Here is an 18,322-nt window from a genome sequence, read left to right as displayed (position 1 = left end):
GTTGGACGACGCGCAGCGCGCGGCCGCGGCCGTCCTGTACGAGACCGCCGAGGGGCTGGAGCAGGGGCGGCCCGGGATTCGCGGCGTGTACCTGTGGGGACCCGTCGGACGTGGCAAGACGTGGTTGACGGACCGCTTCTACGGGTCGGCGGAGGTCCCGAAGCGGCGCGTGCACTTCCACTCGTTCTTCCGCCGGCTCCACGCCGACGCGCACACGCTAGGTTCCATCGACCTCGCGATCGGTGCGGCACTCGGGGACGTCCGGCTGCTGTGCTTCGACGAGTTCCACCTGCACGACGTCGGGGACGCGATGCTGGTCGCGCGACTGCTGAAGGTCCTGTTCACCCGCGGGATCACGCTGGTGGCCACGTCGAACTATCCACCGGAGGGGCTGCTGCCGAATCCGCTGTTCCATCACCTGTTCGCGCCGTCGATCGCCGTGCTGGAACAGAATCTGACCGTCGTGCGGGTGGCCGGACCCGTCGACTACCGCACCGTGGCCACGGCGGACGGCGGGTTCGCTGCCGGACGTTTCGTCCGAGCTTCCGACACCGAGCCTCCGGCACTGTCCGAGCGCGTCGCCCTGACCGTCGGGACCCGCACGGTGACGGCCTCCGCGGTGCGGGACCGCGCGGTCTGGTTCGAGTTCGCGGTGCTGTGCGGCACCCCGACCGCACCCGCCGACTATCTCGAACTGTCGGAGCGGTTCGGATGCTGGGCGATCACCGGTGTGCCCCGACTGCGGGAGGCGGGCGCGGAGACCGTGCGGCGGTTCGCGAACGTCGTCGACGTGCTGTACGACCGGGGGACCGCGTTGACGCTGGTTGCCGAAGCGTCGTGGGACGACGTGTTCGCCGGACTCGACGGCACCCTCGACGTCGACCGGCTGGTGAGCAGGCTGTCGACGCTGAGCCGGTGACCACCGAGGCAGACCCGTGCGTGGGTCGGCCCCGGTGAATCGATCAGACGTACCGGCTGTACGCGGGGAGGTCCAGCTGGCCGTTCCCGGACAATCCGATGACCACGACCTCCGGTTCGGTGACGGTGCGGGCGTGCGCGATGGCCGCGGCCACTCCGTGCGTCGATTCCGGCGCGGGGATGATGCCCTCGGCGCGGGCGAAGAGCAGGCCCGCGGCGAGTGCGTCGTCCTGTTCGATCGCGGTCGCCTCCATCAGCCCGAGGGCGACGGCGTGCGAGACCATCGGCGACATGCCGTGGTACCGCAGGCCACCCGCGTGGATGGCGGGCGGAACGAAATCGTTGCCCAGCGTGTACATCTTCAACAGAGGCGTCAGGCCGGCGACGTCGCCGAAGTCGTAGCGGTATTCGCCCTGCGTCAGCGACGGGCACGCCGCAGGCTCGCAGGCGACGAGACGGGTGGTGGTGCCCTCGCGCAGATTGCGACCCAGGAACGGGAAGGCCAGGCCCGCGAGATTGGAACCACCGCCGGCGCAACCGAATACCGTGTGCGCGACAGGCTCACCCGCCTCCTCCAGCTGGACCATCGCTTCCTGGCCGATCACGGTCTGGTGGAGCATGACGTGGTTGAGGACGCTGCCCAGCGAGTAGTGCGCGTCGGGGTTGTTGGCGGCCACCTCGACGGCCTCGCTGATCGCCATGCCCAGCGAACCGGTGGTGTCGGGATGCTCGGCCAGGATCGCCCGCCCGGCTTCGGTGAGGTCGGACGGAGACGGATGACAGATGCCGCCGTAGGCCTCCATCTGGAGTCGGCGGTACGGCTTGGCGTCGAACGAGGCGCGAACCTGCCAGACCTCCACCTCGAGGCCGAGCAGGGCGCCGGCGAACGACAGCGACGCGCCCCACTGGCCCGCACCGGTCTCGGTGGTGAGCTTGGTGGTCCCCTCGAGCGCGTTGTAATAGGCCTGTGCCACAGCCGTGTTCGGCTTGTGCGATCCGACCGGGCTGACACCCTCGTATTTGTAGTAGATCCGTGCCGGTGTGCCGAGCACTCGCTCGAGCCGGTGTGCGCGCACCAGCGGCGACGGGCGCCACATGCCGTAGATCTCGCGGACCGTTTCGGGGATCTCGATGTACCGTTCCGTCGCGACCTCCTGTTCGATCAGGCTCGCGGGGAACAGCGGTGCCAGGTCCTCCGGTCCCAGTGGCTCACGTGTGCCGGGATGCAGGTGCGGCGGAACGGGTTCCGGAAGATCGGCGGCAAGGTTGTACCAGTGCGTGGGTACGGCCGAGGGAACCGAAACCCCCAGAGGTTCCAGCGATCGAGCCAGTTCGGCTCCGGTTACCGGGGACGTGGTCAAGTAACTCTCCTTCGTGGATGGATACGTCCCGAACATGCTGCGCTGTCCGCCGCCGCGAACGGGTGATTTTCCCGGTCCGCGCGTGTCACGATGGAGGGGCAACTCGGGAGTGAGAATGCCGGACCGTCGCGTGCGAAGCAGGGTCGTCCACACGGTCGCCCTGCTGGCGGCCGTCGTGACGGTCACCCTTGCGGTCCGGGTGGTCCCCGCGCCCGACACCCCCGCGACACCGTCGGAGCCGGGCGCAGGTGCGACGCGCGCCCTGGTCATCCTCTCGGCGATCGCCGTCGTCGTCGCGGCGGTGGCGCTGGCGTCCGCCCTTCGCAGCGGCCGGCCGCGGGTCGCCCCCGACCCACCACCGGCAGGGCTCACCGGAAACACCGGCTCCTCGGTCTCGCGTCGGCACATTCTCGGATGGGCGGCGTTCGCCTCGCTCCTCGTGGCCGCGGCGTTCCTCCTCGGGTCCGTCGGTGGAGACGAACCACTCGACCGTCAACCGTCGCCGGCGAGCCCGGCCGCCGAGGACGGGGCCGGCCGAACCGACGAGGCCGTGCCCACCGAGACTCGTCCGCCGCCCGACCTGGTGGACGGGACCCGCGAGGATCTGACGGAATTGTGGACCGCTGCAGCGATTGCCGGTCCGATATTGGTGACCGTGCTGATCCTCGGCGCCGTGGCCCGGCGCCCCCTCCGGGCCCGGGTCGGCGCCTGGACCGCGGCGAGTTCCCCCGACGGTCCGGCTGCCTCGCAGTCGCTGGCCCGCGCAGCGGAGGAAGGTCTCGCCGCGGTCGTGGCCCCGAGTCTGCCGCCGCGCGAGGCCATCATCGCCAGTTACGCCGCCATGGAAGATGCCCTGCGCAAGGCGCCGGGCGCCGAACCGCGGGAGTCGGACACCCCGTCCGAAGTGCTGGCTCGCGCAGTGCAACTCGGAGCGCTGCGCTTCGAGGCGGCGGCGCCGCTGGTGCGGCTGTTCTCCGAGGCACGGTTCAGCCTGCATCCGATGGGTGAACAGCACCGTGACGAGGCCGCCGATCTGCTCCGGCGTGTGCTCGACGACCTGGGGAGCGACGCGTGCTCGCCGTCGCGGTAGCCGGTGTCGGGGCCGTGCTGGCCGTGGAGGTCCCGCTGGTGGCCGCCGGTCGGTACAGTGCGGCCGTGCTGGTCGCGGGAGCGGTGACCGCGCTGGTGCTCTTCGAGTTTCGACGACGCATGGCACCCGTGGACGTCGACGACCAGCCGCCGGGAATGGAGGCGGAACGGGCCGAGGTGACGGCCCGATGGATGGCGCGGACGGAATCATTGATCAGCTGGGCGGACGGTACGCGCGGCGACTGGGATCACCATCTGCGTCCGCTCCTGGCGCGCGAGTTCCAGCAGTCCACCGGACGGCGGCAGGGACTCGACCCCGCCGAGACCGCAGCCGCGGGTGAGGTGTACTTCGGCGACTTGTGGCAGTGGGTCGATCCCGAGTGCGTGCAGCGCTCCGACAGGGCCGCACCCGGTCCGGGCCGGGACGTGCTCGACCGGATCCTGCAACGGCTGGAGCAGCTGTGACGATGCCTGCCGAGGTCACCACCGCGCGCGCCCACGCGGTGCTGGCGGAGGTCGAACGGGCGGTGGTCGGCAAGCACGACGAACTCACGTCGATCCTGCTCGCGGTACTCGCCGGCGGGCACGTGCTCATCGAGGATCTGCCCGGACTCGGAAAGACGTTGGTGGCACGATCGTTCGCTGCCGCGCTCGGACTCGACTTCACGCGGGTCCAGTTCACCCCCGACCTGCTGCCCGCCGACCTGCTCGGCGCCACCATCTACGACATGCCGTCGGGTCGCTTCGAATTTCGTCCGGGCCCGATCTTCACCAACCTGCTTCTCGCCGACGAGATCAACCGCACCCCGCCCAAGACCCAGGCCGCGCTGCTCGAGGCGATGGCGGAGGGGCAGGTCAGCGTCGACGGCACCACCCGGATCCTGCCGCGTCCGTTCATCGTGCTCGCCACCGACAATCCCATCGAGTACGAGGGCACCTACCCGCTGCCCGAGGCGCAGCTGGACCGGTTCGCGCTCCGCCTACGACTGGGGTACCTCACCGAGACCGACGAGCACGAGATGCTGCGCCGGCGGCTCGACCGGGGATCCGCCGCCGTCGTCGTCGAGCAGGTGGTCGATGCGGCCGACCTCCTGGCGATGCGCGAATCGCTCGAGCAGGTCAGTGTTCACCACGACGTCCTCGGGTATGTCGTCGCGCTCGCGAACGCCACCCGGCATCACCCGCAGGTCGAGGTCGGGGCCAGCCCCCGCGCGGAACTCGACCTCGTACAGCTGGCACGGGCGCGCGCCCTGCTCTCGGGCCGCGACTTCGTCATTCCCGAGGACATCAAAGCCCTGGCCGTTCCCGCTGTCGCGCACCGCATCAGCCTGCGACCGGAGATGTGGGTGCGCCGCATCCGCAGCGACGACGTCCTCGCGGAACTGCTGCGCCGTCTCCCCGCGCCGAGGGCCCGATGACGGAGCACCAGTTGACGTGGCGGGCATCGCCGGCAGCCCTCGCACTGACGACCTGCGCCGCCGTGGCACTGACGGCAGGTGTCGTGGGGCGGTGGTGGGAACTGATCGTGTTCGCCGCCCCGATGCTGGGAGCGCTCGGCACGGTGACGTGGTTGCCCCGTCCCGCCACCGGCGTCCGCGTCGAGGCGTCGGCGCGCACGCTGCGGTGTTTCGAATCCGAGTCCGTGCACTTCTCGGTGGACGTGACGGCGTGCGGTGGTGCGGCGGAACTCGAGGTGGCACCGGCGCCGTCCGACGGCTACACGGTCGAGCAGGTCGGCGACGGCGACTACGTGGTGTCGGCGGACCGGTGGGGCCGGTACGAACCCGCACTGACGGTCACGGCACGTGCCGGCGGCCTGCTCACCGCCTCCCTCCCGGTTCCCGTCACGGAACTGCGGGTGTTCCCGTTGGCGCCGCCCATGCCGACTCCGTTGCCCCACGCCACACTTCCGGACCGCATCGGCGCGCACCGCACCCGCCGATTCGGCTCGGGCGTCGAGTTCGGGGACATCCGGCCGCACGCGCCGGGGGATCCGTTGCGCAGCGTCAACTGGCCGGTGAGCGCCCGGCGCGGCCGGTTGCACGTCACCGAACGGATCATGGACCGCGCCGCGGACGTCGTGGCCGTCCTCGACACCACCCCGCAGGCGCCGGGCCCGGCGTCGGAGAGCCTGCACCGGACCGTGCGCGGCGCGACACAGGTGGTGCAGACGGCCCTGCAGCGCGGCGACCGGGCCGGGGTCGTCGTCCACGGGCTCCGGCTGCGATGGCTCGGCGCCGACATCGGACGCAGGCAGTTCTACCGAATCCTCGACACGGTGCTCGACTCCGACGCCGGCGCCGCCGAAGGCACACTCGTCCCGCGGGTCGCGTTGCCGCCGAGGGCCGTGGTCATCGCGTTCTCCACCATGCTGGACACCAACTTCGCGCTGTCGCTGCTGGAGCTGAGGCGGCGCGGTCACGTCGTCGTGGCCGTCGACGTGCTCCGCGGCCCGCCGTTCGAGTACGAACTCGATCCGATGACCGGCAGGATGTGGCGGCTCGAGCGGCGGAACATGTACCGGAACATGGGCGTTCTCGGGGTCCCGGTGGTGGCGTGGGACGACGATTCCGCACTGGATCTGGCGCTGGCCCTCGCCGATCGTGCCCGCCGGCCGTCGGGGGCACTCCGATGAGATGGATTGCGGTGGTCGTGGTGCAGGCGGCGCTCGTCGCCCTCGTCCTGGGCAACGCGTCCGCGTTCGCGGCGGCCGCCGCGGGCGTCGGGGCGACGGGACTGCTGCTCGTCGCGTACACCGGTCTCGCACCGGGAATCTCGACGCTGCTGGTGGGCGCGGTCGTCACCGGCGCCGCGGCGTCTCTGGCAGCGGCACTGCCGGACGGGCCGGCATGGGTGTCCCTGCTCGGGCCGGTTGCGGCGGTGGTGCTGTTCCTCGTCGCGGTGTGGCCGTACGTCGCCAGGCGCACGCCCACGACCGAGGATCAGAACCGGCGGATGCTGTAGATGTGGAACTGCGACAGCGGCGCCAGACCCACGGGCACGCCGCGCCCGTACGCATTGAAGACCTGACCGAAGCCGGCGTAGATACCGATGTGCGACGCGTCCGGGTTGAGCACCACGATGTCGCCGGGAGCCAGTGCCCACAGCGGAATGGGTGCGCCGACCTCGGCCTGCTCCCACGTGGTGCGTGGCAGATTCACGCCCGCCTGCCGGAATGCCCACTGCACCAGCCCCGAGCAGTCCCACGCGTCCGGACCCGTCCCACCCCACAGATAGGGCTTGCCCGTCTGGGTCGTCGCGGCCGCGAGCGCGGCCAGCCCGGTCGGGGTGGGAATGGGTGTCGGGAGAACGGACGAACCCATCGAACTGCCGCCGGTGCTGCCGCTGTCGGAACTGCCCGCCACCGGTGCGGCGTTCGCGGGAAGAGCAACGAGGGCGGTCGCACAGAACGCGAGAGCACCGGCAACGGCAGCGCGTCGCACGGGACGGAGATGTCTGCGCTGGGACACGAGGTCCCCCCTTTGTTCGCTACTGCTCGTGGAGAGCCGTGGAACCGCCCCGACCATCGGTTGACACGTCTCGATGAGGTCACGGAAAGCGTACAAAGTGTTGCGGCATCATGCCTGATAATTGCGAATATCCGTCCGAACTGGGCGGATTCGGTCAAATTTCGGTAACTGTCACCCCTGGGCCAGGGTCAGCACCACGTCTGCCAGGGCCGGAGCATGATCGCGCTCGGGAACCGTGGCCGAGATGAGGAGCCGGCCCTCGTCCCGCCAGATCCGCGTGTGCAGCGTCTCGCCGGGAAAAACCACCCCCGCGAACCGGACTCGGAACCCCGCGACCTGCGACGCGTCCGAGTCGAGCACCGCGTCCACGGCCGCTTTGCACACCATCCCGTACGTGCACAGGCCGTGCAGAATCGGGGCGGGAAACCCTGCGGCGGAAGCGAACTTCGGGTCGGAATGCAGGGGGTTGCGGTCGCCGCACATCCGGTACATCAGCGCCTGCTGCGGAAGGACGGGGGTGTCGACCTCGACGTCGGCAGGCCGGTCGGGCAACTCGACGGACTGGGACGGTCCGCGCTCACCCCCGAAACCGCCTTCGCCGCGGGCGAAGATGGACGACCGCCCGGTCCACAGGGGAGTGCCGTCGAGGTCGGTGGTCGTCGATTCCTGCACGATGACGGCGGCCTTGCCCTTGTCCCACACTTCGGCGATTCGGGTGGTGGTGCGGGCCTTGCCCTCCGGGGGAATCGGCTGGTGCACGGTCACTTCCTGGCTGCCGTGGACCACGTTGGCGAGGTCGATCTCGACTCCCGGGAACGACACACGCGGGGCCTCGGTCGCGTGGAAATTCGCGGCCACCGTGGCGAACGTGGGGAGCACCTGCGGCTTCCCGTCGGTGAGGTACCGCAACTCCTTCTCGTCGAGCGGACGGGATCCGGCACCGAGAGCGAGGTGGTAGTGCTGCACGTCGGAACTGGTCCAGGAGAACTCCTGAACGGGCAGTTCGGCTCCGATGGCGATGTTCGGATCAATGGGCATTGGTGGTGTCTCCGGTGAGTGACGTCGGGGAATCGGCCTGGGAGGACTTGTCGAGGATATCGAGAACCGCGAGATAGCCGAACGTCATCGCCGGGCCGATGGTCGCGCCGGGGCCTGCGTAGGTGTGGCCCATCACCGGGCCGCTGGCATTGCCCACCGCATAGAGGTTCTCGATCGTGCTGCCGTCCTCCCGCAGCACGCGGGCGTTGCGGTCGGTGCGGAGACCGCCCTTGGTGCCGAGGTCGCCGGGGACCATTTTGACGGCGAAGAACGGCGCCTTCTCGAGCGCCCCGAGGCTCGGATTGGGCTTGTTGCGGGGATCCCCGTAGTAGTGGTCGTAACCGCTCTCACCACGGCCGAAGTCCTCGTCCTTGCCGTTCCGGGCGAAAGTGTTGAAACGCGAGACCGTTTCGGTGAGTGCGTCGATCGGCACGCCGATCTTCCCGGCCAGCTCGGCGACGGTGCCCGCCTTGACGATCACACCGGCCTTCAGCCAGCGACCCGGGAACGGGGAGCGCGGGGTGACTCCGGCGAACGCGTACCGGTCGCGGTAACGCTGGTCGAGGACGAGCCAGCACGGCACGTTTTCGCCCGGTCCGTCGCCCTGCCCGTGCGTGCCGCCGTACATCGCGTGCGTCGCCTCGACGTACGGCGCGGATTCGTTGACGAAGCGCTTGCCGGATTCGTTGATCATGATGCAGCCGGGCAGGCTCCGTTCGGACAGCGCGAACCACGGGCCGCCGGTCAGCGGGATGGACGGTCCCCACCAGGCGTCTTCCATCAGATCGAGCGCGGCGCCGAGCTTTTCGCCCGCCCAGATGCCGTCGCCCGTGTTGGCCTTCGCGCCGACGGTCCATTCGGTGCCGATCGGTGCCCGCTGATACTTCTTGCGGGCCTCGTCGTTGTGCTCGAAGCCGCCCGAGGCGATCACGACGCCGCGGCGCGCCCGGAACACCTGCGGCTGTCCGTCGACCGTGGCGTTGACGCCCTTGACCACGCCGTCCTCCACGTACAGGTCGGTGAGCGGGGTGTCGAGCAGGATCGGGACACCGGCGGCCTTCAGTCCGGCCTGCAGTCCGGCGACGAGCGCCTGACCGCGGACGAGCAGGCGCTTCCCCGTAAGCTTGGCTCCGAGGAATCGGAGCCCGACCCGGGCGGCGCGCAGCGGGCCGCGCGGGTTGCGCATCAACAGGTTCAGCCAGCGGTAATCGGCTTGGGTGATCACGAAATTCGACGGTGCCTTGACGTAATCGGGTTCGAGCTTCGCGAGGTCGGCGCCGAGTTTCCTGCCGTCGAACGGTGTCGGTTCGACGGACCGTCCGCCGAGCCGTCCGCCGGGGGCCTCGGGATAGTAGTCGGAGTATTCGGGCACCCACTGCAGTTTCAGTGGGCTGTTCTTCAGCACGAACGACAGCATCTCGGGGCCGCGGTCGATGTAGGCGTCGATCCGGTCCTTCGGGACGACGTCGCCGATGATGCTGTGCAGGTAGGTCCGCGCGGCGTCCGTGGTGTCCTCGACTCCCGCGGCGATCAGCGCCTCGTTGTTCGGGATCCACACGCCACCACCGGAGCGCGCGGTGGAGCCGCCGAAGTGTGGCGCCTTTTCGAGGATGACGACGCTGAGTCCCTTGTGGGCCGCGGTAAGGGCCGCGGTCATTCCACCGGCACCGCTACCGACGACCACGATGTCGTATTCGTGCTTGCTCATGTAGAACACGTTATAGAATGATGGGGTTGTCAGTCCATCCTTTCTGCCAGGAAGTATTACTGACGACAACAAACAAGAACGAAACACGTTGCAGTGGAAACCGGTGGGCGTGCGCACGCAAACGAACTTCAGGGAAGGTCCTCACACCATGCTCTCGACCCAACTACGCACCGAGTTGGCGAATCAGCTCGACGCCGCGGAACGGGGCCGCGCTCCCATCGGCCCCCTGACCGCCGACCATCCCGACATCGACGTCGTCGACGCCTACGAGATCCAGCTGATCAACATCCGCCGCCGGCTGCAGGACGGCGCCAAGGTCGTCGGGCACAAGGTCGGCCTGTCGTCCCTCGCCATGCAGCAGATGATGGGCGTCGACGAACCCGACTACGGCCACCTGCTCGCCGACATGGAGGTCTTCGAGGACCAACCCGTCGACACGGCGCGGTTCTGCTTCCCGCGCGTCGAGGTCGAGGTCGCGTTCGTGTTGGGCGCCGACCTCCCCGGCGCAGGCTGCACCGAGCAGGACGTCCTGGACGCCACCGTGGCGTTCGCGCCGTCCATCGAGCTGATCGACAGCCGGATCACCGATTGGAAGATCACACTGCCCGACACGATCGCGGACAACGCGTCGTCCGCCGGTTTCGTGCTCGGCAAGAACCGGGTGCAGCCCGCGGACATCGACATCACGGCCATCGACGCCGTCCTGACGAGCAACGGCGAGACCAAGGCCGAGGGACGCAGCGACGCCGTGCTCGGCAACCCGGTGACGGCCGTCGCCTGGCTCGCGCAGAAGGTCGAGAGCTTCGGCGTCCGGTTGAAGGCCGGCGACATCGTGCTGCCCGGATCGTGCACCCGCGCCATCGACGCGCATCCGGGCGATCACTTCCGCGCCGAGTTCAGTGGGCTCGGCTCCGTATCCCTGCAGTTCAAGTAGGAGTGTGTTCATGACCAAGGCAAGTGTGGCGATCGTCGGTTCGGGCAATATCAGCACCGACCTGCTCTACAAGCTGCAGCGATCCGAGTGGCTCGAACCCCGGTGGATGATCGGGATCGACCCCGAGAGCGAGGGCCTGGCACGGGCCCGCAAGATGGGACTGGAGACGTCGGCCGAGGGTGTCGACTGGTTGCTGAACCAGCCGGAGAAACCCGATCTCGTCTTCGAGGCCACGTCCGCGTACGTGCATCGGGAGGCCGCACCGCGGTATGAGGCCGCCAGCATCCGGGCCGTCGACCTGACACCCGCCGCCGTCGGACCGGCCGTGGTCCCGCCGGCGAACCTGCGCGAACACCTCGGCGCCCCCAACGTCAACATGATCACGTGCGGAGGGCAGGCCACGATCCCGATCGTGTACGCCGTCTCCCGCGTCGTCGACGTGCCGTATGCCGAGATCGTCGCGTCGGTGGCATCCGTCTCCGCGGGCCCGGGCACCCGCGCCAACATCGACGAGTTCACCAAGACCACCAGCCGCGGCATCGAAACCATCGGCGGAGCGCAGCGCGGCAAGGCCATCATCATCCTCAACCCGGCCGACCCGCCGATGATCATGCGGGACACGATCTTCTGCGCGATACCCGAGGACGCCGACCGCGCCGCCATCACCGATTCCATCCACCGCGTCGTCGCGGACATCCAGCAGTACGTCCCCGGCTACCGGCTGCTCAACGAACCGCAGTTCGACGACCCGAGCGTCGTGTCGGGCGGGCAGGCGACGGTCACGACGTTCGTCGAGGTCGAGGGTGCAGGCGACTTCCTGCCCCCGTACGCGGGCAACCTCGACATCATGACCGCAGCGGCAACCAAGGTGGGCGAGGAGATCGCCCAGAAGCTCCTGAGTGTGGAGGCATGAGCACTATGGTCCAATTCGACGGGGCGAGCGGAGCGACGGGAAATATGCGCAGCAGTTGGGACATCCGCGTCACCGACACCTCGCTGCGGGACGGTTCGCACCACAAGCGGCACCAATTCACCGGTGAGGAGGTCCGGGCCATCGTCGGTGCGCTCGACAACGCCGGGGTCCCGGTCATCGAGGTGACGCACGGCGACGGACTCGGTGGGTCCTCGTTCAACTACGGGTTCTCCAAGGTCCCGGAGCAGGAACTCATCTCGATCGCCGTCGACACGGCGAAGAACGCGAAGATCGCCTTCCTCATGCTGCCGGGGCTCGGCATCAAGGACGACATCATCGTCGCCCAGGACAACGGCGCCTCGATCTGCCGCATCGCCACGCACTGCACCGAGGCGGACGTGTCCATCCAGCACTTCGGGCTGGCCCGCGACCGCGGTCTCGAGACCGTCGGCTTCCTGATGATGGCGCATTCGATCGCACCGGAAAAGCTCGCCAAGCAGGCCCGCATCATGGCCGACGCGGGCTGCCAGTGCGTGTACGTCGTCGACTCCGCAGGTGCGCTCGTGCTCGAGCAGGTGTCGGACCGCGTCGAGGCGCTGGTGCAGGAACTCGGCTCGGACGCCCAGGTGGGTTTCCACGGTCACGAGAACCTCGGACTCGGTGTGGCCAACTCGATCGCCGCCGTTCGGGCAGGGGCCAAGCAGATCGACGGCAGCACACGACGATTCGGCGCCGGTGCCGGTAACGCGCCGGTCGAGGCGTTTGTCGGCGTGTGCGACAAGATCGGTATCAAGACGGGGATCGACTTCTTCGCGATCGCCGACGCCGCCGAGGACGTGGTGCGTCCGGCGATGCCCGCCGAATGCCTCCTCGACCGTCAGGCGCTGATGATGGGCTACGCCGGCGTCTACTCGAGCTTCCTCAAGCACGCCGAACGCCAGGCCGAACGGTACGGCGTCTCGTCCGCCGAACTCCTCGTCCGCGCCGGCAAGCGCAAGCTCGTCGGCGGCCAGGAAGATCAGCTCATCGACATCGCCCTCGAACTGCAGCGCGAGCGCCTGTGAGTACTTATCAACGTCCCGCGGTTAATAAGTACTCACGGGTCAGCGGGCGGTCTCCCACAGCCCGACGACGTTGCCCTCGGAGTCGGTGAAGTATGCGGCGAATCCCATGTTCCCGACGGGGGTCCTGCCGGTGACGGTCTTGCCACCGAGGGATTCGATCCGTTCGAGGGCGGATTCGATGCTCTCGACGTCGACGGTGACCACGGGAGAGGTCACTTCCCCGCGCTGCATCATGCCGCCGTTGATGTAACCCGGTTCGTCGGGCATGCCGCTCTCACCGACGGGTCCGGTGGTGACCATGCTGTAGTCCATGTCGGGGATCTCGGCGATGGCCCACCCGAATGCGTCCCGATAGAACGCTCGTGCGCGGTCACCGTCGTCGAAGGGGATCTCGAAGTGCACGATTCGGCCTGTCATGGCGCGCCTCCGGCTCGGCTGGAACCGCCGGATCCGACGGCACATCCAGCCTAAGCGCCCAATGTGACATTCGTGCAGCCTGACTGCACGAATGTCACATCGGGCGACGCATCCGCCGCAGCGGTACCGACGACTATTCGACGCGATCCCGCACGTCGATGAACCCCTCCATCACCGCGTGGTTGATGCTGTCCCACAGTCGCGGGCACCCCTCGCGGAGCGCGGTGGACTGTCCCTCGCCGACGGCGTCCCGGAACGTCGGGCACGTCTTCGCAGGGTCGTCCGTCCACTGGACGCTCGTGTGCTCGAGGCTGTTCTTGCGCACCAGCACACAGGTTCCGCACGTACGGCACTCGACTTCGTTCATGCCGTCGTCGAGGTAATTGGCCTTGTCGGCCAACGTTTGCGCTTGAATGGCCTCGAGCCGAGCAGGCTGCCCGGCGAAGTCGGGAGCTTTGGCCCATTCGGTCGAGGCACTCATGATCAGACCTGCGCTTCCCGGTTCGCGGACCGCTCCGCAGTCGTGCTTTCGGACCGCTCCGCGGCCTCGCGTTCGGCCTTCTGACGGGCCAGGTTCTCCTCGACCTCGTGCTGCCAGGCTTCGTTGGCCTTGGTGGTGTCGACCTCGAACTCGAAGCGCTGCGTCATCTTGTCGGTGACGTCGGCGACGTCGACGTAGAACTGGTCGTACCAGCGTCGCAGCTGGTAGACCGGACCGTCCTCGTCGCAGAGCAGGGGGTTGTCGATCTTGGTCTTGTTCTTCCAGATCTCGACGTCCTGCAGGAATCCCTCGGCGATGCCCTCGGTGAACTTCGCGGCCAGCTTGTCGGCGGTTTCGTCGTCGATGCCGGTCGGCTTCTTGACGGTGACGCCGTACTGGAGCATGAACGAATTGTTCGTCACCGGATAGTGGCAGTTGATGAGGACGCTCTCGACCTCGTACCCGCCGTAGCTGTTCCACAGCGGATTGATCATGTAGGACGGCCCGTAGTACGCGGCCTCGGAGCGCAGCAGCGATTCCATGCCGTACTGCGTCGCCATCCCGACGTCCGGGCGACCCTTCGTGTTGAGGTACTGCGTTGCGATGTGGCCTTCGAAGACGTTCTTGAAGTACGTCGGGAACGCGTAGTGGATGTAGAAGAAGTGCGCCATGTCGACCACGTTGTCGATGATCTCGCGGCAGTTGGACCCTTCGATCAGCATCGAGTTCCAGGTCCAGTCGGTCCATTCGTCGCTGTAGGCGCCCTCGATGCGGGGGATGGTCACGTTCTCCGGCGGGGGATTGCCCTCCGGGTCGTTCCAGACGAACAGCTGGCCGTTCTGCTCGAGGGTGAGCCACGCCCGGGTGCGGGCGATCGGGGGAACCCGGCGTGCGTAGGGAATGCTGGTGCACTTGCCGTTGCCGCCCCAGCGCCAGTCGTGGAACGGGCAGGCCACGGAGTCGCCCTTCACGGTGCCCTGCGACAGGTCGCCGCCCATGTGCCGGCAATACGCGTCCAGAACCTTCAGTTCGCCCTTGCTGTCGGCGAAGACGACGAGTTTGGTGCCGAATGCCTCGATCGAATGCGGTTTGCCGTCCTTGAACGTCTTGGTCAAACCGAGGCAGTGCCAACCACGCGCGAAGCGGGTCTGGACCGTGCCCACATCGATCTCGCGAATCTGCGCCATTGTGCCCTCACATCCCTTCATGCTGTTAGTAGAACACGTTATAGAACTTCGACACGATCCGCCAGATTTTCGGGGGCTTTCTTCCAGACCCGGGCCGTCAAACAGCACCTTTACCGGTATCTCGACATAAATGGGAACGTGTTCTAGTCTCAGAAGATAAGTGAACCATCGAACGAGACAGGAGCGTCCTGTGGGTGACCATGACAGTCACGAGGTGATGCAGCGGCTCGACGCACTACTGCCGACGCTGCGAGAGCGTGCGCAGGAGACCGAGGATCTACGTCGTATCCCCGACGATTCCATGAAGGCGCTCCAGGAGACCGGATTCTTCCGGTTGCTCCAGCCCGAACAGTGGGGTGGCTACCAGGCGGATCCGGTGCTGTTCTACTCCGCGGTGCGGAAGATCGCGAGCGCCTGCGGTTCCACCGGCTGGGTCTCGTCGATCATCGGTGTCCACAACTGGCACCTCGCGCTGTTCTCGCAGCAGGCTCAGGAAGACGTGTGGGGCAACGACACCGACGTCCGCATCTCGTCCTCGTATGCGCCGATGGGCGCCGGCCAGGTCGTCGACGGCGGATACACGGTAAACGGTGCCTGGGCCTGGTCGTCCGGCTGTGATCACGCCAGCTGGGCGGTGCTCGGTGGGCCCGTCATCAAGGACGGCCGCCCCGTCGACTTCGTCAGCTTCCTGATTCCGCGCGAGGACTACCGGATCGACGACGTGTGGAATGTCGTGGGACTTCGCGGAACCGGCAGCAACACCGTGGTGGTGGAGGACGTCTTCGTCCCGACGCACCGCGTTCTCAGCTTCAAGGCGATGAGCAACCTCACCGCTCCCGGGCTCGAGCGCAACACCGCGCCCGTCTACAAGATGCCCTGGGGAACAATCCATCCCACCACCATCTCCGTGCCGATCGTCGGGATGGCCTACGGCGCCTACGACGCGCACGTCGAACATCAGGGCAAGCGCGTCCGCGCAGCGTTCGCCGGTGAGAAGGCGAAAGACGACCCGTTCGCCAAGGTTCGCATCGCCGAGGCCTCGAGTGACATCGACGCCGCCTGGCGCCAGCTGTCGGGGAACGTCGCCGACGAATACGCACTGCTCGTCGCGGGTGAAGAAGTGCCGTTCGAGCTGCGGCTGCGGGCACGCCGCGACCAGGTGCGCGCCACGGGCCGCGCCATTTCGTCCATCGACAAACTGTTCGAGAGCTCGGGGGCCACCGCGCTGGCCAACGGCACGCCGCTGCAGCGTTTCTGGCGGGACGCGCACGCCGGACGCGTCCACGCGGCAAACGATCCCGAGCGCGCCTACGTCATGTACGGCACAGGCGAATTCGGTCTGCCCATCACCGACACGATGGTCTAGGAGAACACGTGACGACTACCGAAGAGGCCCTCACGTTCGAGTCCACCTCGAAGTTCGCCCAGGTCCGGCCCGACCTGAAGTTGCACTACCACGAGGCCGGGGTCGGCAACGACACCACGATCGTGCTGCTGCACGGCGGCGGGCCGGGCGCTTCGTCGTGGTCGAACTTCGCCAGGAACATCCCGGTTCTCGCCGAGAAGTTCCACGTGCTCGCCGTCGACCAGCCGGGGTACGGGTTGTCGGACAAGCCGACCGAGCACCCGCAGTACTTCGTGCACAGCGCGTCCGCGTTGAAGGATCTGCTCGACACCCTCGACATCGGCGGGCGTGTCCACCTGCTCGGCAACTCCCTCGGTGGCGGTGCCGCAGTGCGTTTCGCGCTGGACTACCCGGACCGCGCGGGCCGGCTGGTGCTCATGGGCCCGGGCGGACTCAGCGTCAACCTGTTCGCCCCGGACCCGACCGAGGGCGTCAAGAACCTCGGCAAGTTCGGCTACCAACCCACCCGGGAGAACCTCGAGGCGTTCCTGCGCATCATGGTGTTCGACCAGAAGTTGATCACCGACGAACTGATCGACGAACGTTTCGCCGCGGCGAGCACACCCGAGTCGCTCGCCGCCGCCAAGGCGATGGGAAAGTCGTTCTCCTCGGCCGACTTCGAGCTGGGAATGCTGTGGCGCGAGGCGTACAAGCTGCGCCAGCGGGTGCTGCTGATCTGGGGGCGCGAAGACCGGGTCAACCCGCTCGACGGGGCGCTGGTGGCGCTGAAGATGATTCCGCGGGCACAGTTGCACGTCTTCGGCGGGTGCGGCCACTGGGCGCAGCTGGAGAAGTTCGACGAGTTCAACCGTCTGGCAACCGATTTCCTTCTGGACGGGGGTAAGTGATGAGTATTCGTTCACTGGCATACATGCGCATCGAGGCCACCGACATGGCCGCGTGGCGCGAATACGGTCTCAAGGTGCTCGGCATGGTCGAGGGCAAGGGCTCCGACCCGGACGCCCTGTATCTGCGGATGGACGACTTCCCGGCTCGCCTCGTGATCTTCCCGGGGGAGCAGGACCGGCTGTCGGTGTCGGGCTGGGAGACGGCCAATGCCGCGGAGCTGCAGGAGGTCCGCGACAACCTGTCGGCGGCCGGCGTCGCATTCAAGGAGGGGACGGCCGAGCAGCTGCAGGACCGCAGGGTCGACGAGCTGATCACGTTCGAGGACCCGTCGGGCAACACGCTCGAGGCGTTCCACGGCGCGGCCCTGGAGCATCGCCGGGTGGTCAGCCCGTACGGGCACAAGTTCGTCACCGGTGAGCAGGGCCTCGGACACGTCGTCCTTTCGACCACGGACGACGAGGCGTCGCTGCGCTTCTACCGCGACGTCCTCGGTTTCCGCCTGCGCGATTCGATGCGGTTGCCCCCGCAGATGGTCGGGCGGCCGGCGGACGGCAAGCCGGCGTGGTTGCGGTTCTTCGGCTGCAACCCGCGGCACCACAGCCTCGCGTTCCTGCCGATGCCGACGCCGAGCGGCATCGTGCACCTGATGATCGAGGTCGAGAACTCCGACGACGTCGGATTGTGCCTCGACCGCGCGCTCCGCAAGAAGGTCAAGATGTCGGCCACGCTCGGCCGCCACGTCAACGACCTGATGCTGTCGTTCTACATGAAGACCCCCGGCGGCTTCGACATCGAATTCGGTTGCGAGGGACGCCAGGTGGAGGACGAGAGCTGGATCGCGAGGGAGAGCACGGCCGTCAGCCTGTGGGGTCACGACTTCAGCGTCGGGATGCAGCCGTGAGCGAGGTGACCGGGGACGGGGCCGTCGCGGCCGAGGCGATCGATCCGCGACGGTTCCGGACGGTGCTCGGCCAGTTCTGCACCGGCGTCACCATCATCACGACGATCGACGACGGCGTGCCCGTGGGGTTCGCGTGCCAGTCGTTCGCCGCGCTGTCGCTCGAACCCCCGCTCGTGCTGTTCTGCCCGACCAAGACGTCGCGGTCGTGGGCGGCGATCGAGCGCAGCGGCATCTTCTGTGTCAACGTGCTCGCGGAGGAACAACAGTCGACGTGCGCCCGTTTCGGTTCCCGGGACCCGGACAAGTTCGCCGGGATCGACTGGACGGAGTCGCCGCTGGGCTCGCCGATCCTCACCGGCTCGCTCGCCCACATCGACTGCTCGCTCGAGAGCGTGCACGACGGCGGCGACCACTGGGTCGCGTTCGGCCGGGTCTCCTCCCTGAGCGAGATCAGGGAGGAGCGACCGTTGCTGTTCTACCGCGGGCAGTACACCGGCATCGAACCGGACAAGACCGTGCCTGCGCCGTGGCGCGACGACCTCGAGGCGTTCCTCACGACGTCGTCGGAAGACACCTGGCTCTAGTTG

At 67.9% G+C, this 18,322-nt stretch carries 20 protein-coding genes; 13 read left to right on the top strand and 7 right to left on the bottom strand.

Annotation, left to right across the window (positions count from 1 at the left end; genetic code table 11):
• Position 1: 1 nt before the first annotated feature.
• Entirely contained in the window at positions 2–919 is a 918-nt protein-coding gene (gene zapE, locus HGB39_RS12140) for a cell division protein ZapE (RefSeq protein WP_005567140.1), read from the top strand.
• Positions 920–962: 43 nt separating this feature from the next.
• Here zapE and HGB39_RS12135 read toward each other — a convergent pair whose 3' ends face one another.
• Entirely contained in the window at positions 963–2,279 is a 1,317-nt protein-coding gene (locus HGB39_RS12135) for a TrpB-like pyridoxal phosphate-dependent enzyme (RefSeq protein WP_043790071.1), read from the bottom strand.
• Positions 2,280–2,394: 115 nt separating this feature from the next.
• On the opposite strand from HGB39_RS12135, the gene HGB39_RS12130 reads away from it, so the two are divergent.
• From HGB39_RS12130 to HGB39_RS12110, 5 genes are read left to right on the top strand one after another with little or no spacing between them, the layout of a single operon-like run.
• Positions 2,395–3,369: a DUF4129 domain-containing protein gene (locus HGB39_RS12130; RefSeq protein ID WP_064080161.1), complete on the top strand. Its 975-nt coding sequence runs from the start codon at positions 2,395–2,397 to the stop codon at positions 3,367–3,369.
• The gene (locus HGB39_RS12125; protein ID WP_005563575.1) at positions 3,351–3,833 is read left to right on the top strand and encodes a hypothetical protein; all 483 of its coding nucleotides are present in this window, start codon (positions 3,351–3,353) and stop codon (positions 3,831–3,833) included. Before HGB39_RS12130 ends, HGB39_RS12125 begins: the two co-directional genes overlap by 19 nt.
• On the top strand, positions 3,830–4,786 hold the full coding sequence (locus tag HGB39_RS12120) for an AAA family ATPase (protein WP_005263839.1): 957 nt from the start codon (positions 3,830–3,832) through the stop codon (positions 4,784–4,786). The genes HGB39_RS12125 and HGB39_RS12120 overlap by 4 nt, the downstream gene beginning before the upstream one ends.
• Positions 4,783–6,003, top strand: a complete 1,221-nt coding sequence (locus tag HGB39_RS12115; protein ID WP_005563574.1) for a DUF58 domain-containing protein — start codon at positions 4,783–4,785, stop codon at positions 6,001–6,003. Before HGB39_RS12120 ends, HGB39_RS12115 begins: the two co-directional genes overlap by 4 nt.
• Positions 6,000–6,332, top strand: a complete 333-nt coding sequence (locus HGB39_RS12110) for a hypothetical protein (RefSeq protein WP_005563573.1) — start codon at positions 6,000–6,002, stop codon at positions 6,330–6,332. The genes HGB39_RS12115 and HGB39_RS12110 overlap by 4 nt, the downstream gene beginning before the upstream one ends.
• Here HGB39_RS12110 and HGB39_RS12105 read toward each other — a convergent pair.
• The 3 genes from HGB39_RS12105 to kstD form a co-directional block, all read right to left on the bottom strand.
• On the bottom strand, positions 6,311–6,811 hold the full coding sequence (locus tag HGB39_RS12105; RefSeq protein WP_005263843.1) for a C40 family peptidase: 501 nt from the start codon (positions 6,809–6,811) through the stop codon (positions 6,311–6,313). The genes HGB39_RS12110 and HGB39_RS12105 overlap by 22 nt on opposite strands.
• 198 nt (positions 6,812–7,009) lie before the next feature.
• On the bottom strand, positions 7,010–7,876 hold the full coding sequence (chsH3, locus tag HGB39_RS12100) for an enoyl-CoA hydratase ChsH3 (protein WP_005263850.1): 867 nt from the start codon (positions 7,874–7,876) through the stop codon (positions 7,010–7,012).
• Positions 7,866–9,584, bottom strand: coding sequence for a 3-oxosteroid 1-dehydrogenase (gene kstD / locus HGB39_RS12095; RefSeq protein ID WP_081276496.1), 1,719 nt, complete (start codon positions 9,582–9,584; stop codon positions 7,866–7,868). The genes chsH3 and kstD overlap by 11 nt, the downstream gene beginning before the upstream one ends.
• Before the next feature lie 148 nt (positions 9,585–9,732).
• Here kstD and HGB39_RS12090 point away from each other — a divergent pair, with 148 nt between their 5' ends.
• From HGB39_RS12090 to dmpG, 3 genes are read left to right on the top strand one after another with little or no spacing between them, the layout of a single operon-like run.
• Complete coding sequence (locus HGB39_RS12090; RefSeq protein WP_005574859.1) at positions 9,733–10,518, top strand: 2-keto-4-pentenoate hydratase; 786 nt, start codon at positions 9,733–9,735, stop codon at positions 10,516–10,518.
• A 10-nt stretch (positions 10,519–10,528) separates the two neighbouring features.
• On the top strand, positions 10,529–11,431 hold the full coding sequence (locus HGB39_RS12085) for an acetaldehyde dehydrogenase (acetylating) (RefSeq protein ID WP_043794096.1): 903 nt from the start codon (positions 10,529–10,531) through the stop codon (positions 11,429–11,431).
• Positions 11,432–11,475: 44 nt separating this feature from the next.
• Complete coding sequence (dmpG, locus tag HGB39_RS12080; RefSeq protein WP_162130642.1) at positions 11,476–12,495, top strand: 4-hydroxy-2-oxovalerate aldolase; 1,020 nt, start codon at positions 11,476–11,478, stop codon at positions 12,493–12,495.
• Positions 12,496–12,534: 39 nt separating this feature from the next.
• Here the strand turns inward: dmpG and HGB39_RS12075 are convergent, their stop codons facing one another.
• The 3 genes from HGB39_RS12075 to HGB39_RS12065 all read right to left on the bottom strand — a co-directional run bounded on the left by HGB39_RS12075 (position 12,535) and on the right by HGB39_RS12065 (position 14,580).
• On the bottom strand, positions 12,535–12,912 hold the full coding sequence (locus tag HGB39_RS12075) for a VOC family protein (RefSeq protein WP_005574864.1): 378 nt from the start codon (positions 12,910–12,912) through the stop codon (positions 12,535–12,537).
• A gap of 133 nt (positions 12,913–13,045) precedes the next feature.
• Positions 13,046–13,393: a hypothetical protein gene (locus tag HGB39_RS12070; RefSeq protein ID WP_005574868.1), complete on the bottom strand. Its 348-nt coding sequence runs from the start codon at positions 13,391–13,393 to the stop codon at positions 13,046–13,048.
• A gap of 2 nt (positions 13,394–13,395) precedes the next feature.
• Positions 13,396–14,580: a 3-ketosteroid-9-alpha-monooxygenase, oxygenase component gene (locus HGB39_RS12065; protein ID WP_064080159.1), complete on the bottom strand. Its 1,185-nt coding sequence runs from the start codon at positions 14,578–14,580 to the stop codon at positions 13,396–13,398.
• Between the two features lie 190 nt (positions 14,581–14,770).
• Here HGB39_RS12065 and hsaA point away from each other — a divergent pair, with 190 nt between their 5' ends.
• From hsaA to hsaB, 4 genes are read left to right on the top strand one after another with little or no spacing between them, the layout of a single operon-like run.
• The gene (gene hsaA, locus HGB39_RS12060; protein ID WP_005574871.1) at positions 14,771–15,946 is read left to right on the top strand and encodes a 3-hydroxy-9,10-secoandrosta-1,3,5(10)-triene-9,17-dione monooxygenase oxygenase subunit; all 1,176 of its coding nucleotides are present in this window, start codon (positions 14,771–14,773) and stop codon (positions 15,944–15,946) included.
• Between the two features lie 8 nt (positions 15,947–15,954).
• A complete protein-coding gene (gene hsaD / locus HGB39_RS12055) occupies positions 15,955–16,833 on the top strand; it encodes a 4,5:9,10-diseco-3-hydroxy-5,9,17-trioxoandrosta-1(10),2-diene-4-oate hydrolase (RefSeq protein ID WP_005263857.1) in 879 nt (292 codons plus the stop codon).
• The gene (gene hsaC / locus HGB39_RS12050) at positions 16,833–17,735 is read left to right on the top strand and encodes an iron-dependent extradiol dioxygenase HsaC (protein WP_005263859.1); all 903 of its coding nucleotides are present in this window, start codon (positions 16,833–16,835) and stop codon (positions 17,733–17,735) included. The genes hsaD and hsaC overlap by 1 nt, the downstream gene beginning before the upstream one ends.
• Positions 17,732–18,319, top strand: coding sequence for a 3-hydroxy-9,10-secoandrosta-1,3,5(10)-triene-9,17-dione monooxygenase reductase subunit (gene hsaB, locus HGB39_RS12045; protein ID WP_005244804.1), 588 nt, complete (start codon positions 17,732–17,734; stop codon positions 18,317–18,319). Before hsaC ends, hsaB begins: the two co-directional genes overlap by 4 nt.
• Positions 18,320–18,322 lie beyond the last annotated feature (3 nt).

It is taken from the genome of Rhodococcus opacus (genome assembly GCF_012396235.1).
GTDB classification, from domain to species: domain Bacteria; phylum Actinomycetota; class Actinomycetes; order Mycobacteriales; family Mycobacteriaceae; genus Rhodococcus_F; species Rhodococcus_F opacus.
This window is presented reverse-complemented; position numbering and strand designations above follow the sequence as displayed.

Coding starts and splice junctions, on each gene's coding strand:
- HGB39_RS12130 (WP_064080161.1), top strand. CDS start 2,395: ATGCCGGACCGTCGCGTGCGAAGCAGGGTCGTCCACACGGTCGCCCTG.
- HGB39_RS12115 (WP_005563574.1), top strand. CDS start 4,783: ATGACGGAGCACCAGTTGACGTGGCGGGCATCGCCGGCAGCCCTCGCA.
- HGB39_RS12110 (WP_005563573.1), top strand. CDS start 6,000: ATGAGATGGATTGCGGTGGTCGTGGTGCAGGCGGCGCTCGTCGCCCTC.
- chsH3 (WP_005263850.1), bottom strand. CDS start 7,876: ATGCCCATTGATCCGAACATCGCCATCGGAGCCGAACTGCCCGTTCAG.
- kstD (WP_081276496.1), bottom strand. CDS start 9,584: ATGAGCAAGCACGAATACGACATCGTGGTCGTCGGTAGCGGTGCCGGT.
- HGB39_RS12090 (WP_005574859.1), top strand. CDS start 9,733: ATGCTCTCGACCCAACTACGCACCGAGTTGGCGAATCAGCTCGACGCC.
- HGB39_RS12085 (WP_043794096.1), top strand. CDS start 10,529: ATGACCAAGGCAAGTGTGGCGATCGTCGGTTCGGGCAATATCAGCACC.
- dmpG (WP_162130642.1), top strand. CDS start 11,476: ATGCGCAGCAGTTGGGACATCCGCGTCACCGACACCTCGCTGCGGGAC.
- HGB39_RS12075 (WP_005574864.1), bottom strand. CDS start 12,912: ATGACAGGCCGAATCGTGCACTTCGAGATCCCCTTCGACGACGGTGAC.
- HGB39_RS12070 (WP_005574868.1), bottom strand. CDS start 13,393: ATGAGTGCCTCGACCGAATGGGCCAAAGCTCCCGACTTCGCCGGGCAG.
- HGB39_RS12065 (WP_064080159.1), bottom strand. CDS start 14,580: ATGGCGCAGATTCGCGAGATCGATGTGGGCACGGTCCAGACCCGCTTC.
- hsaC (WP_005263859.1), top strand. CDS start 16,833: ATGAGTATTCGTTCACTGGCATACATGCGCATCGAGGCCACCGACATG.